This is a genomic window from Silvibacterium dinghuense (genome assembly GCF_004123295.1).
Lineage (GTDB): Bacteria > Acidobacteriota > Terriglobia > Terriglobales > Acidobacteriaceae > Silvibacterium > Silvibacterium dinghuense.
The window spans coordinates 58,908-74,292 of the sequence record NZ_SDMK01000003.1; the positions used below are offsets into that span (position 1 = coordinate 58,908).

The window sequence follows — 15,385 nt, forward strand, 5'->3', positions numbered from 1 at the left end:
CGATATAAGGAGCCGTCGTGACGAACCGGAATTTCAGGATGAAGCCTCTGTTGTACGCACTGCTGGGCCTGCCTCTTCTTTTCTCCGGCAGGCTGTACGCACAGGCACCGCCTGTGCACTTTGTGAACACTCTGATGCCGCAGCCGCAGAGCCTGACGGTTTCCGATGGCTGGCTGCCGGTCACCTCCGCATGGACCGTCTCTCTGAATGGATCGGAAAATGCGCTCCTGAAATCTGCCACGAATCGTATGCTCACCCGGCTTGAGAGCATGACCGGAGTGGAACTCAGCAGAGATCTTCAGCAGCCCGCACAGGCTCTCGTCTCGATTGAAATCAAAGACTCATCCCTCACCATGCCGGCGCTGGGCATCGACGAGAGCTACACGCTCGATATTCGTGCCGGCAAGGTGCAACTCCAGGCAGCCAACGTCTTTGGAGCGATGCATGGCTTTGAAACGCTGCTTCAACTTGTCCAGGCATCGGGAGACGGGTTTTCTCTGCCCTTCGTCCATATTCAGGATGCTCCGCGCTTTCCCTGGCGCGGCCTCCTGCTCGATCCCGGCAGACACTTCCTTCCCGTAGACGTCATCCTCCGGAACCTTGATGGAATGGCCGCCGTCAAGATGAATGTCCTGCACTGGCACCTCACCGAAGATCAGGGCTTCCGCGTCGAGAGCCAGCGTTTCCCCAAGCTCCAGCAGCTTGGTTCCAATGGCCTCTATTACACGCAGGATCAGATTCGTGAAGTCGTGAAGTATGCCACCGAGCGCGGCATACGCGTCGTTCCTGAATTCGACATGCCTGGTCACTCCACCTCATGGTTTGTCGGCTATTCGGATCTGGCCAGCGCACCCGGCCCCTATCACGTGGAGTACCAGAACAAAATCTACGACCCGGCCATGGATCCGACGCGCGAATCCACCTACCGCTTCCTCGACAGTTTCATCGACGAGATGACCACTCTATTCCCCGATGATTACATCCACATCGGCGGCGATGAGAGTAACGGCAAGCAATGGAAAGAGAACCCCTCCATTCAACATTTCATGCAGCAGCACAATCTGAAGGACACAGCCGCACTCCAGGCCTACTTCAATGCACGTGTGCAGGAGCTGTTGAAGAAGCACCACCGCCAGATGGTGGGCTGGGATGAGATCCTCCAGGCTGATCTTTCTCCCGATGTGGTTGTGCAGAATTGGCATGGCATCGAGTTCCTCATAAACAGCGCACGACAGGGCCACCATGGTCTGCTCTCGAAGCCCTTCTATCTCGATCACATGTACTCGGCAGCGGAGATGTATGCAGCCGATCCAGTCCCCGCAGATGCCGGCCTCACCGATGCGCAGGCTAAGCTTGTCCTCGGGGGAGAAGCTTGCATGTGGGGCGAACAGGTTACGGGGCTGATTGTGGACTCACGCATCTGGCCCCGCACCGCAGCGGTTGCAGAGCGCTTCTGGTCACCGGCAAACACGCGCGACACCCAGGACATGTACCGCCGCCTGCAGGTCGAATCGCTCCGCCTCGATGCGCTGCACCTCACGCATCTCTCCGGCCCGGAGCGCGGATTGCGGCAGATTGCAGGCAGCGAAGAGGGTGCGGAAAGTCTCTCGGTACTCGCCTCTGTTCTTCAGCCTGTGGACTTCCACGAGCGCTATGCCGAGCAGCACACCTCGCAGCGGACTCCGATCGGGCATCTCGTCGACTTTGTGCATCCCGACCCTCCGATGAAAGAAGCCTTGGCAGCTATGGTGGAAACCTATCTACACAGCACCGACCCGGCGGAGCACAAGAATGCTCTCGCGGCACTGGAATCCCTTTTCCAGTCCTGGGTCAGCAGCCGCCCCGCACTGGATCAACTGGCAGTCGATCATCCCTTCATTGCCGAGATGCAGCAACGGCGCGAGCAGCTTCCGCGCCTCGGCCTGCTGGGCCTGGAATCGCTCGGCTATATCGAGGCAAAGCAGCATCCATCCGCGGCATGGCTCGATCAACAGAAGCAGCTTCTTTCAGATGCCGGCAAGCATGTGGAGCTTACCGACTTCGTTGTACTGGATCCGCTCAATGCGCTGCTGGACAATATTTCGGCCACAAAGTAAAGAGCGCGCATCGAAGAGATAACTTCGTGACATGAAAAGCAGGGCCGAAATGGCCCTGCTTTTTCGTAAAACAAAAACATAGGAGAAGAAGACTCGCGTCCTCTCCCACAGCCTGAGAGCCTGTTATGAACTTTCGCGCGAGCGGCGTTGCGCGGGGAAAATCGGCCGAGACGAGACGGAGGACGAAAGCTTAGGCTATTCCTAGGTGAGGACGACAACGAAGTATGGGTCGATTTTCCCCGCAACCCCAATATTCGTTTTCAGGGGGCTGGGGCCAATTTTCCCGATCTCTTCGTCGCTCGCTGCTCGGAGATAACCCGATATCCGTCGCAACTCGCTCCTCGACCTCAGAAAAATTGGCGCCCAGCGTCCGCCGCGGGAAAGTTCATAACAGACTCTAGGCTTCTTTGCCTATTGGTGATCCCTGCCGGTCCTTCCAGCGTCCGCCAGTGAAGTCCGGAAACTTCATCGGAGCACTGCCATTCGCTACGGACTGCTCACTGAGCGGACCAGGCGCAGACCAGGTCGCGGCATCATACACATCCATATCCGGCGGCAGTCCTTTCCGCATGCACTCAAGCAGGCGGAAGCACATAATGAAATCCATGCCTCCGTGGCCGCCGAGTTTGCGTGCCAGTTCGCCCTCATTCTTCCATAGCGGATGCTGGTACTGGTCCTTGTAGCGGTCGATCGCTCCCCATGCTTCCGGGTCTTCGCCATCAAAATAGATGCGCGGCGGATAATCCGTGAATAGTCCCTTTGTACCGGCAATCGTGTTGATGCGATCGTAAGGATGAGGATTGCTCACATCGTGCTTCAGCGTGATCGTCAGTCCATTCGCGGTCTTGATGAGCGAAGTATTCAGATCGCCGGTAATGTATTTCTCCGACCAGCGTGGATCGCCCTCCTTTAAATGCACCTTGCGATACACATCGAGACCACGCTGTGGGCTGCTCATCGAAACCAGGTATTCAAAGCGGTCGCCGCGATTCACGCTCATGTAGTTCGCCACCGGGCCAAGCCCATGCGTCGGATACATGTTGCCGTTCAGCAGCGTATGGAAGTTACGCCGCCATAGCCCTTCGCCTGCATTCGAGAAAAGCTCCTCGCGCAGATCATGCAGATAGGCGGCCTCGCCATAGAGTAAGTCGCCGAATTCACCAGCACGCACCATGTTCAGGATCAGAGTTTCGTTGAACCCATAACAACAGTTCTCGAGCATCACGCAATGTTTGCGTGTCGTCTCCGAAGTATGCACCAGCTTCCAGCAATCTTCGATCGTCGTCGCTGCCGGCACTTCTACCGCGGCATGCTTGCCATGCTGCATGGTTGCAACTGCCATAGGCACGTGCCAGTTCCATGGCGTTGCAATCACCACCAGATCCACGTCTTCACGGGCGACCAGCCGTTCATAGTCGTGATCGCCCCTGGTATACAGTTCCGGCGCCTTCTGCCCTGCCTTCACGACCAGCGATTGTGCGTGCTCAGCCTTCTCCGCCACAATGTCGCACAGCGCTACCACCTGCGCATCGCATCCTAGAAGATTGCCCAGCAACGAAGTGCCTCGGCCGCCTGTCCCAATCAACGCAACGCGTGGGTTCTTCGCCTCATAGGACACATTCATCATGGTCTGCCCTGTGAGTTTCGGTTCGCTGCCTGCCGACGCCTCAGAGGGCATCGGCAGATTCATCGCTGCGGCGCTCATTGCACCTGCTCGGAGAAAGCTTCTCCGTGAAACATCCTGCATATCCACATCCTCTCTGCGCGAAGCTCCCGCAACGCACAGCATGATCCAACATTGCGCAAGACAATCATGGCAACAGCATAAGCAATTGCCATGATGATTGCGTATAAACAAGCAAAATGCGGCGCCGGAGCACCGCATTTCTTTTGATTAGAAGGTGAAACCGCCCAGGAACGTGATCTGCCGTTGCTGCCCACTCTCCAGCGAATCGAAGGTCCCGTATTGACTGGTGAACTGGTTCCCGCCCGCCACAGAAATATCGCCGCTCGGAGTCAGGAACTGTGGATGGTTGAAGATATTCGACATCTGCGTCACGAAGTTAAAATGCACGCGGCTAGTAAGCGCGACACTCTTCGTGATCGAAAGATGCGTCTGATACAAGTGTTGCCCTTCCAGGCTGTTGGGCCGCGCATTGCCGAAGTGTCCATCCTGTGGCACCGCGAAGGCCGCAGTATTGAACCAATCGCTGGGCCGCTTGCCTCCAGGCACGTTGTTTGGATCACCGACCAGATCAGGCAGTCCACCGAAGGTATCCGTGTTCGACGGATCGGCACTGTCGAAGTGCGGTGAAAAGCCCAGACCCGATGCCATATACGTGAGCACACTCGCTGACCAGCCGCCGACCGCTTCGTTCATCAGGTGGCCGCCATCGCTCAGGAACCGCTGTCCGTGACCGAAAGGCAGCGCCCAAACCATGTTGGCCGAGACATAATTGCGGCGAGTCTGTCCATCGTTCGCCCAGTGTCCGCTCGTCACGTCGTACGGATTCTCCGTGTCGAGATAGTTGGCCAGGCTCTCGGTGTAAGAATAGCTGCCGCTGAAGGTAAGCCCGCCCACGCGACGCTTTGCTTCGAACTGCAGCGCGTTGAAGCGCGAGCCGCCATCGAAACGCAGCATCGTCGTATCGACGAACTGCGGATACGGGCGGCGGCTGGTGGTGAATGGGATCGTGCTCGGCATCGGCAGGTTCGTATTCACGGTGTAGTTCAGGTTCCCGCCGTGTGAGCCAAGGTACGATGCGCGCAGGCCGATATGTGCAACCTCGCGCTCATAGCTCAGGCTGTACTGCTGCAGGCGCCCATGTGTAATGTGCATAGGATAGCCATTCACGCTCTGGCTAGGCACGTCGGCGGATGTAGTGCTCGAGGGATACGGATCAGGGAATGCGAGCAGCGGTGTGGATCCCGCACTCCATTGGTTCGTGTAGTTTTCGCTGATCGAGAACGGCCCGGTCGAGCCAAGCTGCGGATTGATCGGCAGGAAGTTATTCAACGCACCCGACGCATCGAGCCTGGTGGTGAAGATGCCGTAGCCGGCGCGAATCACCGACTTATCGTCGAAGGCATACGCCACACCAATACGCGGCACCACATTACTCTTCTGCGCAATGGCCCGCACATTACCCGACACCACGGTGATGTTCGAAGGATAGAGCGAGCTCACCTGCGAGATGGCCTTCGGGTCCACCACCACATCGCCCGTCGTTGGGTCGAAGTTATACATCAGGTGATCGGCCGCATACGGCGTTCCGTAAACATCCCAGCGGATGCCATAGCTCAGAGTAAGTTTCTGCGACAGTTTGTAGGAATCCTCTGCAAACAGGTTGTACTCCGTCAAATCCTGCGTCTGGTTGCCGAGCGGAGTCTGGCGCTGATCCGAAATCGGATAACCGAGCAGGAAGTCCGCATAGGCACTGCCCGTAAGCGATCCATCGAAGGTGAACTGGCCGTAGTTCGGAACCACCCCATAGAAGTTGTGATAGTGCTCGATACCGCCGCCGATCTTGATGGAATGCGTACCGACCTGCCAATCCACCGAGTCATTGACATTGAAGATCTTATTATTCGCCTTTGTTCCACCGGAGACATCGGAAAGCGAGTTGAGGCCGGAGATATCCATCTCTGGAAAGCCCTGCCCTGTGAGTCCGCTTGGGTTCGATCCCTCCAGCCCAATCGTTGAGATCACCTGGCTGCCGTCAGGCGGCGTCTGCCCAGCCTCACTTTGACCATCCACAATATGATCTGTCGAGAAACCAAGACGCAGATTATTGACCACCGCGGGCGAGAAGATATGCGTATCACCCGCAGCCCACTGCTGGTGATGGCGCATGCGCGTCCAGATCAGGTCCGGCAACCCGTTGCTCAGCACGTACGGCGTGCGGCGCAGCATCCAGCGCACAAAGAGCGAATTGTTTTTCGAGACCTGGTGGTCCACGCGCACAATCGGCCAGTCACCGCGATAGAGATCGCTGTTGAACGGGTAGTGAAACTGATAGTTGTTAACCGTGGTGCCATTGGCCACATTCGGCGCCGGAAAATAGTTACTCTGCACCGCCAGCGAAACCGAACTGATGCGGTTGGAGGGAATCGTATTGTTCGCAAAAGGCAGACCGGTTGTCGGATCGGTGATAGTCGTTGCAAAGATGCCGTTACGCCAGTCATTCGAAGGCACGCTCGCCACTACCGTCGATCCCAGCGGAATCCGCTGTCCGAACCAGCCAGCATAGAAGAACGTGCGGTTCTTCCAGATCGGTCCCGCCGCTTCAAGATCCCACTCATGCTGGAGATAGGCCGACTTCGAACTGTCAAAGTAACCGGTCGCGTCGAAGATCGAATCATAGATGCGATACGTCGCCTTGCCGTGGAAGCTGTTCGAGCCACGCTTGGTCACCTGATTCATCTCAAACGGCACAGGGCTCTCAGCCGGCGCGTTGAACAGCGTTGCTGAAACCTGCTCATAGAAATTCGCATTGTTACTCTGGATGCCCTGCAGGTCGTTCGGAATGCCGTCAAAGGTCTGCGTCTGCTGCGACGCCTGCTCACCATCGGCGACAGGCGGATAAGTACCGCCCTGCACGCCCGCGAGCGTCGTCAGCTGATACCAGGTGCTCGGATAGATCGTCACCTGCGGCGACTGGTCATGTTCCTTTGCGGTGAAGAGATCGGAGATCGTCGGTGACTCGGTGTTGATAACCGCCGCACCTGCGTTAACCGTCACCTCTTCCACGGCAGCGCCCAGCGCCAGCTGAGGATCAAGACGGCGAGCCTGCCCGCTGTCGAGCACCAGGTCCTGAGCTACAAACTGTTTGAACTTCGGCGCGCTGCAGTGCAGCTCATACGTACCCGGCTTGAGCTCATCAAACGTATAGTCGCCGCTATTACTGGTCTTTACCTGGCGCACCGTCTGTCCGGTCTTCGGCTCCAGCAGGGTTACGTCAGCCCCGGCTATAACAGCCCCCGAACTATCGGTGACTGTCCCACGCAGTGTTGCGTTCAGAGTCTGGGCAAGCGCACTGCTACAAAAAAACAGTGCTGCTATCGAGAGAATAAGGGAAACGCGTTTGCTCATTTTGAGCCTCTTTTGGGTTATTCCTGCAATTCAAACCACCACTCTTCGGCCCAGCCTCTTCCAGTAATAAGCCGTGAGCGTCTCCTGCCTGCCGTTCAGCCCATCCGGCGAGAAGCAATTGCGTTTTGCTACACATCGCGCCAGATAAAGAAAGTAAACGATTCTTTTTCGAGCCTCACGCATATGTCAATAGAAATCTTACGAAAGCATAAGAAACATTTATCGCGCCTATGGCAGTTGCCCAAAAACTATAGGCATCTACCAGCACAAAACGGTCTCTTAGCATGCGCAAACCATAAGGCTTAGCCCAAAAGCCAGGCGTCGTTGGGGCATCTCTTCTGTTTCGTTTTATTACTTTTCAGGCAAACCCAGAGCGCGGTGTTTCCCTTGAGAGGTATCCGCATAGGAGACGACATGACGCTGCAGGCATCCCTGCTGACCAGCGAACGCACCCTGGCGCTCAAGCCTGGTAGAGGGCTGTCCTCACTCTGAAGCGTGGGAAAAATAAAAAGGTGCGGATTGCTCCAACACCTTCGTCAGCTCTCCCAAATGAAGAGGCTTAATTTGTCACTTGCCGCAAGCCGATTATTTTCGGACTTTGTGATTGACGAGGATCTCTGCGTTGATTTCTCTTTAGCCGCATGCGCTTGCGCACTTTGGCAGAGATGGCATCTGTACCCGCTTTATAGGCTGTTCTGGTCAGAACTTATAGACAAGTCCTGCGGAAGGAATCATCGCTTGAGCGAACTTGTCTGTCTTTAGCGCTGTCTGGCCAAAGTCAGGAGCTTTGTAGAGGAAGCTCTTCGACTGTACCCGGATTCCCAGATGCCTGCTTACCGGTATATCGATACCGCCGCCGAAGACGATCGCGTTCTTGGTCTCAAAGTTCACATCTGTATTTTGGGGATGGAAGATAAGAGCGCCCCCACCCACCATGAAGAAGGATTGGAACTTCTTGGTAAGCGGATTGGGGAGATTGAAAACCGCCTCGCCACTGACCGCTGCAACATCGGCCTTTTGCGAAAGTACGAAGGTTGACGTGGTGTATTTCTGACGATTGCGGAAGTAGTCGAAATCGGCTTCGACCCCGAACCATCGGATGAGATAGAAGCGATAGCCTGCATCGATGCTGGCCGCAGAGGTTGGCTTGTAGCGCACACCATCATCGCTCATTGCCCTGGAAAAGACGCCGCCTCCCTGAAGTGTGATCTGGGAGGAAGGTTTGAGCAGCGCGGTAGGCTCAGCCTGAGCTGCCGCAAGGCCGCACGATAGAAGAAAAAATCCGATGGAATAAAGAAATTTGCGCATACATATCTCCTATAAATACGTACCAGTACGAATTTATTAATCGCAAAAACACGCATGACTGAAGCAGGCAGATAAGGCTTCCTCTGCCTTCTCTTTATGGCTGTTATTTGTGAGCGGACACATCCCCGAACATGGAGTCGAAGATCTTTGCAGCCACTTTCTTGACCACATCACGGCTGACAAGTTCGGGATCAAATTTAGATTCCAGCTGCAAAGCGGTCAGCGCAGCAAACGCCGCATGCACGGCGATTGCCCTGCTGATGGAAGTCTTTCCCTTCGGCGCTGGCCCAAGAAGTGCCGAATAAGCCAGCTCTTCGTTGGCGGGAAGGATACTTTCGTAGACCTTCTGGAGACGCGCCAATGACTCCGGGCGTCGGACCGTGTAGAGCTTAAACTCAAGCAGAAGAGAGCCCCAGGCATCGTCGGCCGCAAATTCCAGGAAGTACTTGCGGAAGGCAGACAGATTCCCCTCGATGGACGTCGATGCGGCCAGCATTTTTTGCATGATGGCTCTGCGCCGCAGGGCATGCTCCTGGACGAGGGCAAGAAAGACATCTTCTTTGCTCTTGAACTGAGCGTAGATAGCCCCTTTGGTGCGCCCGGCGAGCTTGGCGATCTCCGCAAGGTCGGCATTTTCATAGCCGTCGCGAACGATGACCTGTTCGGCGGCACGCAGCAGGAGCTCACGGGTCTCCTGGGTCTTGAGTTCGTGTTTTGTCGGCTTTTGTGAAGACATGTTTCTCGCTACCATCCTAGCTGATAGCAGCAGATACGCTCGAGGATCGAACTCCACTTGTTTGGTCGTTTGACTTATGTCCTGGTTCATACCATCTCTCTGCGATAAATTCCGGTGCTGCCGCAATGCGCTTCCAATACCTTCAGTTGGCCATCTTTAGCTGGGTGCAAGCGGCGACGAATGCTGCTCGCTTACTGCTGGCTTGCTCTTTTCATACTGTTTGATAGAAGTGGCATAGGACTTCGCCAGCTTCTTCGCCACAGCATCTGCGACGTTCCTGCTCTCTGATTCTCCGCGTGCAGAGGCTTTGATCTGCTCATTTGCATGCAGTCCGCCGGCCCCATCGGTAATTTGAACATTGAAGATCATTTGAGTTGTACCGGCAAAGAAGCCGATCGGCCCAGTGGCTGCTCGTATCACCTGGCTTCCCGGCTTAAAGCTGACAACGGAGATAGCGACGGTATAGCGCGGGCAAGCGGACATGGTGCTCCGTTCTCCGGCACGATAAACATGGCCAACACCTTCGACACGCTGCAAGCGGTCGACGATGTGTTCATAGACCAGCGCACGATAAGCTGCTGGCACCTCTGCTTGACTCCAGACTGGCGCTGCGACGAGCACGTTGTGCGAATCGGTGCTGCCGCATAGCGAGGAATCCTGACTCGTCGGAGTGGAAACGGCATCGGTGCCAGCAGCTTCATGACGAGCTGCCGGAACGGCCTGCGTATAGCTGTCGAGGACGCGAGTAGCATCCCCTCCTGGCAACAGGAAAACCGCAGCATGGTAGGCACCACGCGCATCATGGAATTCGACAGTAAGCTCGTAGACCTTGTGGTGCATGACACCCGCGGCGGCAAGCCCACCGCCATTCGGAATCATCATCCGAACGATCCTTCCCGTAGTACCCCAAAGCTCGACACGTTCATTTCCATTGCTCAAAGCGATCATCGAGCCCCACGGAACTGCGTATTCGCCCGCTTTGCTATGGAAGGTGATTCCAGTGCTGTTCACCGTGAGCGTCCCCCTGGCTTTGGGCTTCGATTCTGGCAGGCCATACGCATGCTGAACCCTGGGGGATGTCCAGGCTGTAATCTGGATTGTCGGAGCAGATTGGGACGTATCGATCCGCTGAGAGAATGTGGCGTTGTCGAGCCCCTGAGCAACACAGAGACTGGTAAAGAGTGAGAAAAAGCAAAGAGCAGTAAATTTGAAACGCATGGATCACCTCAATGATACCTACTAGTAGGTATTTTTAAAATTGCAAAAACAGTTACAACTGACAGAGCTAATGAGCCGATCGGCATTCCGCCTCTCGCTCAAGCGCAAGAAACTGATGAACAAACGTAATCGCCATACTGCCCTCTCCCACAGCGCTCGAAACACGCTTGATAGAGCCATTGCGAACATCGCCGGCACAGAAAAGCCCAGGCAGGTTGGTCTCAAGGAGAAACGGGCTACGCTGCTCATCCCAGGTAGAAGAAGAGGAGATGTTTCGCCCGGTACAGATAAACCCATCCTCATTCCGTTGAAGTTCGAGTGGCAGCCATCCGGTTTCGGCATCTGCTCCAATCATGATGAAGAGAGCATCAATCTTGCGTGCCTGAGTTATCTTTCCGTTCGACGTAGTGCAGATGGAGCGCAGTGCGTTCTTGCCTGAAACGGACAGGATGGAAGTGTTCGTCTCTATGCGGATATTGGACTTTCCATGAAGTTGTGCGATGAGGTATTGCGACATGCTGGTAGCCAAAGTTTCTCCCCTCACCAGCAACGTCACGGTTTGCGCATAGTTGGCCAGAGACATCGCAGCCTGGCCTGCAGAATTACCACCGCCGATGATGAAGAGACGCTTGCCCGAGAAGGTCGACGGCTCGACGCTGGCCGCTCCATGGAAGACGCCCTTACCGCGGAGAGACTCGACTCCATCCACTTCGAGCCCGCGCCAATGGACTCCGGTAGCCAGAATGACGGTCTTCGAAAAGACCAACTCCTCACCATCGAGCATGAGCTCAAAGGTGCTATCACTTTTCCGTTCCACGGACATGACCCAGCGCGTGAGGACAAGCTCTGCCCCGAATTGTTTTGCTTGCCGCACCGCGCGCCCGGCCAGATCTTCTCCCGATATCCCACTTGGGAACCCGAGATAATTTTCAATCCGCGACGAGGTCCCCGCCTGGCCTCCCATCGCCCATTGCTCGACAAGCAGAACCTTCAGTCCTTCGGAAGCGCCATAAACAGCAGCCGCGAGTCCAGCAGGACCACCTCCGATAATGATCGTGTCGTAGTGGGTACGATGAGGCCTTGTGTCCAGGCCATAGGCCTCGGCAATCTTTCTCTCTGACCATGGCTGCTCGAGGGGAACTCCATCGATCGAGATTCCGGGAGGCACCACAGCCAGAGTCGCGTCGGACGCGCCTCCTTCTATAACCTCGTAAGCAATTCGATTGGACTTAAGAAAGGCAAGAGGCCGTTGCAGTGCAGAATCATTCGACCGCCCTGCAACGTGGACGCGAACTGTCGGCAGCCCCATGGCATGGCGTGGGCCACCCGCGAGGCCATCCTGCAGAGACTGCAGGATAATTTTGCCGCACGCCGTCTGGCTCTGAATCAACTCTTGTAACTGCTGTGAGCCAAAGGCTGCAACGCGGCAACTCGTTTTGGCGCGCAGCGAAGAGAGTGCAGGAATGCCGAACAGAGCATTCGCTTCGCCGAAAAACTCTCCAGCGTTGTAATCAGATATATGGATCTCTCGTCCCTCGATCTCCTTCGTCAATTCGAGCGAGCCTCTGAGGATGATGAAAAAGAAGAGCCTTTCGCCCTCACGCGCCAGCCACTCACCGCGGCGCAGACGGATATCTGCCGCTTTCCTCGCAAAGCGGGATAAGGCCTCACTCGGCAAGTCCGAGAACAAATCGTGTTGTTTCAGAATCTTAGACGTAATCATGACTCGAGCTTCAGTAAACGAATGGAAATAATGAGTTTCGATGCACCAGGGCTCCGCAACAATAAATACCTTCTGGTACGTATTCTATATGCTGTTTAGACGTTCGCCATAGAAAAAGGGTGCAGATCTTTTCCAAATCGTCGCGCCCTCATGGAATCAGCGCTGGTCGAAGCGCCATCTTGTGCGGTTGCGACCAAGGGTGAGGCAGTCATTGCAGCACGCTCAACTCTCAGGCGATCAGGCGTCCCCGGCAGTAACCGCACACGCGTTCAAGCTCACTTATGCAAGTACTGGACGCGTGTACGTTCACGCCATCTTGCCGCTAGAATGGCATGCGAGACCGGAACACCGGATATTTCTATCCGGGCGATGCTCACTCTCATCGCTCCCTGCTGAAAAGGCTTTCAACCTGTTCGATTTCGCATGAAAGGTTAAGGATGACGCAACGATCAGACATACACGCCGCCCAGGCAAAGACAATTTTCAGCGGGTTACTCCTCCTGAGCCTTGTCTTCCTTTCAGGGTTTCTGTTCCCTGCCCTTGCAGAGACAGTGCACCGACAAACTCTGGACGGAACAGACTGGACCTTCCGGCGAGCTGACTCATCCGGACAAGATTCGAGCCTGCCTGAAACCACCGCATGGATGCCTGCGAAAGTTCCAGGGGATGTGCATCTCGACCTACTGGCGAACAAGCGCATTCCGGAGCCGTTCTATCGCGATAACGAGTCTCACTTGCAGTGGATTCAGGATGCCGCATGGGAGTATCGGAGAACGCTGCATGTCAGCCGCGCAGACCTGGCTCACGAGCATCAGGTTCTGGTTTTCGAGGGGCTTGATGCTGCCTGTGAAGTGTTCCTGAACGATAAGAGCATAGCAAAGCCGGACAATATGTTCCGCGAGTGGCGGATCGATGTCTCCGGAAAATTGAAGGTGGGCGACAACAACCTCCGTATCTACTTCCCTCCTCCGCTCAAGGCTGCTCAAGCAGTGGCCGACAAGGATCCATGGCGCGTCAAAACCCACACTGAGCCCAAGGTATACATCCGCAAAGCCGCTTATGAATATGGCTGGGACTGGGGACCGCGCTTTGTGACCAGTGGGATCTGGCGCTCTGCGTATCTCGAAACATGGGACGACGCGCGTCTGGCAGACCTCTTCGTCGAAGAGCCTACCGTTACAGCAACAAGCGCGCACCTGATCGTTCACGCGGAAGTGGAATCCTCAAAGGTGCAACATGCCCGCCTCGCCGTGGAGTACGGACTAGGGGCGAGCCGCCAGCAGATTGCCCAGGATGTTCTGTTATCTCCGGGACTCAATGAATTGAGTGTGCCCGTCAATATCGATCGCCCTTCGCTTTGGTTTCCGGCCGGCTATGGCGCGCAGCCTCTCTACCATTTCACAGCAACAATCAGCACCAGCGGTCACATCGATGACAGTGCGGAGCGGAAGATCGGTCTGCGCTCTATTGTGCTTCGTCGAGATCCCGACCAATGGGGGCGGTCGTTCGAGTTTGTCGTGAATGGGATACCGGTGTTCATCAAAGGAGCCGACGTCATCCCTTTTGACAGCTTTCCAAGCCGGGTAACAACCGCACAGTACAAGCACATTCTCGAGTCAGCACGAGCAGCCAACATGAATGCGATTCGAGACTGGGGTGGCGGCTACTACGAGACCGATGAGTTCTATGAACTATGCGATGAATTGGGGATCATGGTCTGGCAGGACATGATGTTCGGAAATGACTGGCAACCGGGAACCTACGATTTTAAGCAGGAGATTGCCGCCGAAGCCGCGTATCAGATCCGCAGGCTGCGCAACCATCCGAGCATCATTCTCTGGAGCGGAAACAATGAGACAGAGCTCTTAAGAGACTGGAATGGGCGCGGGCAGCTTCCGCCAGCAGTGCACGAGCATATCTGGCAGGACTATCTGACAGAATTCAGCGGAGTGCTCGCGGTTGCCGCTGCGAAGTATGCCCCCGATGTCCCATACTGGCCCAGTTCTCCTTCGGCCGATTACGAAGACCTGAGCGATACATACCAGAGCGGCGACAATCACGACTGGACAGTCTGGCACGGCCGGAAGGACTTCTCCGCATATAACGATCACCCATGGCGGTTCGTCTCTGAGTTTGGTTTTCAGTCCTTCCCCGAGATGAAGACGATCGAAACCTTCACGACCCCTGAAGATCGCACCAGTATCTTCACTCCTGTCATGAAGGCCCATCAAAAGAATGGCGATGGCAACAAGTTGATCGAAGAGTATATGAATCGCTATTACGGCGAACCGAAGGACTTTGCGTCTTTTCTCTACGCCAGCCAGGTCCTGCAAGCGGAAGCAGTCAAGACCGGAGCTGAAGGATGGCGGCGGTTACGACCACGCACCATGGGCACCATCTTCTGGCAATTGAATGACTGTTGGCCCGTCGCATCCTGGGCAAGCATGGACTACTACGGACGCTGGAAAGCACTCCAGTACTATGCCCGCCGCTTTTATGCCCCAGTCCTTGTCTCACCGCAGGAAGAGGATGGGAGCGTTGCAGTCTATGTGGTCAGCGACCATGTTGCGGCGGAACAGGCCAGCCTTTCCATCCGCGTGATCAAATTTGACGGCACTGTTATCTTTCAGGCGAAAAAATCTATTCAGGTGCAGCCTCTGAGTTCTTCCATCGCCATGAAGATACCGCGTACTCAACTCGTCCAGACTGAGGATGCCAACAAGCTCGTTCTAGTGGCTCAGCTTCAAGAGGGAGAGAAGATCATCTCTCAAAACCTCTTGTACCTGGTTCCAACCAAGAACATCGCCCTACCTCACCCCATGATAGAGACTGAACTCACCAAAGCGGATGAAGGCTATGATCTGCGTCTATCCTCGCCGGTCGTGGCACGCAGTGTGTATGTCTCATTTGGTGAAAACGACGCAACCTTCTCAGATAATTATGTCGATCTTCTTCCGCGCACCCCGGTAACGATTCACGTTACAAGCGGAGCACAGCTCCAGGCGCTTAAGGGTTCCATGAAGATTCAAACCCTTGCCGACGCATTTGCTCCTGCCGCAGGGACAAGACCGCAGTAAACCATAGTAAAAAGACGATTGAAGCGGCTCCCCCTTTCCGGTTACGAGGAACTCGGGGAGCCGGTTCTTTTCGGTATAAAAGCCTCCTGCCGGGCAACCCTCTGAAATGTTTCTTGACAACCTCTCTAGTGGGTG

The 15,385-nt window shown here is 55.5% G+C and carries 8 protein-coding genes; 2 read left to right on the forward strand and 6 right to left on the reverse strand.

The window, feature by feature from the left end:
• Positions 1-38: 38 nt before the first annotated feature.
• The gene (locus tag ESZ00_RS14340) at positions 39-2,096 is read left to right on the forward strand and encodes a beta-N-acetylhexosaminidase (protein ID WP_129209018.1); all 2,058 of its coding nucleotides are present in this window, start codon (positions 39-41) and stop codon (positions 2,094-2,096) included.
• A 397-nt stretch (positions 2,097-2,493) separates the two neighbouring features.
• Here ESZ00_RS14340 and ESZ00_RS14345 read toward each other — a convergent pair whose 3' ends face one another.
• The 6 genes from ESZ00_RS14345 to ESZ00_RS14370 form a co-directional block, all read right to left on the reverse strand.
• Complete coding sequence (locus ESZ00_RS14345; RefSeq protein ID WP_240034499.1) at positions 2,494-3,801, reverse strand: Gfo/Idh/MocA family protein; 1,308 nt, start codon at positions 3,799-3,801, stop codon at positions 2,494-2,496.
• A gap of 189 nt (positions 3,802-3,990) precedes the next feature.
• Positions 3,991-7,188, reverse strand: a complete 3,198-nt coding sequence (locus tag ESZ00_RS14350; protein ID WP_129209020.1) for a TonB-dependent receptor — start codon at positions 7,186-7,188, stop codon at positions 3,991-3,993.
• Positions 7,189-7,887: 699 nt separating this feature from the next.
• Complete coding sequence (locus ESZ00_RS14355; protein WP_129209021.1) at positions 7,888-8,496, reverse strand: outer membrane beta-barrel protein; 609 nt, start codon at positions 8,494-8,496, stop codon at positions 7,888-7,890.
• A gap of 103 nt (positions 8,497-8,599) precedes the next feature.
• A complete protein-coding gene (locus ESZ00_RS20410) occupies positions 8,600-9,232 on the reverse strand; it encodes a TetR/AcrR family transcriptional regulator (protein ID WP_129209022.1) in 633 nt (210 codons plus the stop codon).
• 156 nt (positions 9,233-9,388) lie between these two features.
• Positions 9,389-10,450 (reverse strand): hypothetical protein, encoded by a 1,062-nt coding sequence (locus ESZ00_RS14365; RefSeq protein WP_129209023.1) that lies wholly within the window; start codon positions 10,448-10,450, stop codon positions 9,389-9,391.
• 67 nt (positions 10,451-10,517) lie between these two features.
• Positions 10,518-12,173: an FAD-dependent oxidoreductase gene (locus ESZ00_RS14370; RefSeq protein ID WP_129209024.1), complete on the reverse strand. Its 1,656-nt coding sequence runs from the start codon at positions 12,171-12,173 to the stop codon at positions 10,518-10,520.
• 437 nt (positions 12,174-12,610) lie between these two features.
• On the opposite strand from ESZ00_RS14370, the gene ESZ00_RS14375 reads away from it, so the two are divergent.
• Positions 12,611-15,250 (forward strand): beta-mannosidase, encoded by a 2,640-nt coding sequence (locus ESZ00_RS14375; protein WP_129209025.1) that lies wholly within the window; start codon positions 12,611-12,613, stop codon positions 15,248-15,250.
• The last annotated feature ends 135 nt before the right edge of the window (positions 15,251-15,385 follow it).

What these genes read in the sequence shown, in the direction of transcription:
- ESZ00_RS14355 (WP_129209021.1), bottom strand. Translation starts at nt 8,496, where the DNA reads ATGCGCAAATTTCTTTATTCCATCGGATTTTTTCTTCTATCGTGCGGC.
- ESZ00_RS14365 (WP_129209023.1), bottom strand. Translation starts at nt 10,450, where the DNA reads ATGCGTTTCAAATTTACTGCTCTTTGCTTTTTCTCACTCTTTACCAGT.
- ESZ00_RS20410 (WP_129209022.1), bottom strand. Translation starts at nt 9,232, where the DNA reads ATGTCTTCACAAAAGCCGACAAAACACGAACTCAAGACCCAGGAGACC.
- ESZ00_RS14350 (WP_129209020.1), bottom strand. Translation starts at nt 7,188, where the DNA reads ATGAGCAAACGCGTTTCCCTTATTCTCTCGATAGCAGCACTGTTTTTT.
- ESZ00_RS14375 (WP_129209025.1), top strand. Translation starts at nt 12,611, where the DNA reads ATGACGCAACGATCAGACATACACGCCGCCCAGGCAAAGACAATTTTC.
- ESZ00_RS14370 (WP_129209024.1), bottom strand. Translation starts at nt 12,173, where the DNA reads ATGATTACGTCTAAGATTCTGAAACAACACGATTTGTTCTCGGACTTG.
- ESZ00_RS14340 (WP_129209018.1), top strand. Translation starts at nt 39, where the DNA reads ATGAAGCCTCTGTTGTACGCACTGCTGGGCCTGCCTCTTCTTTTCTCC.
- ESZ00_RS14345 (WP_240034499.1), bottom strand. Translation starts at nt 3,801, where the DNA reads ATGAGCGCCGCAGCGATGAATCTGCCGATGCCCTCTGAGGCGTCGGCA.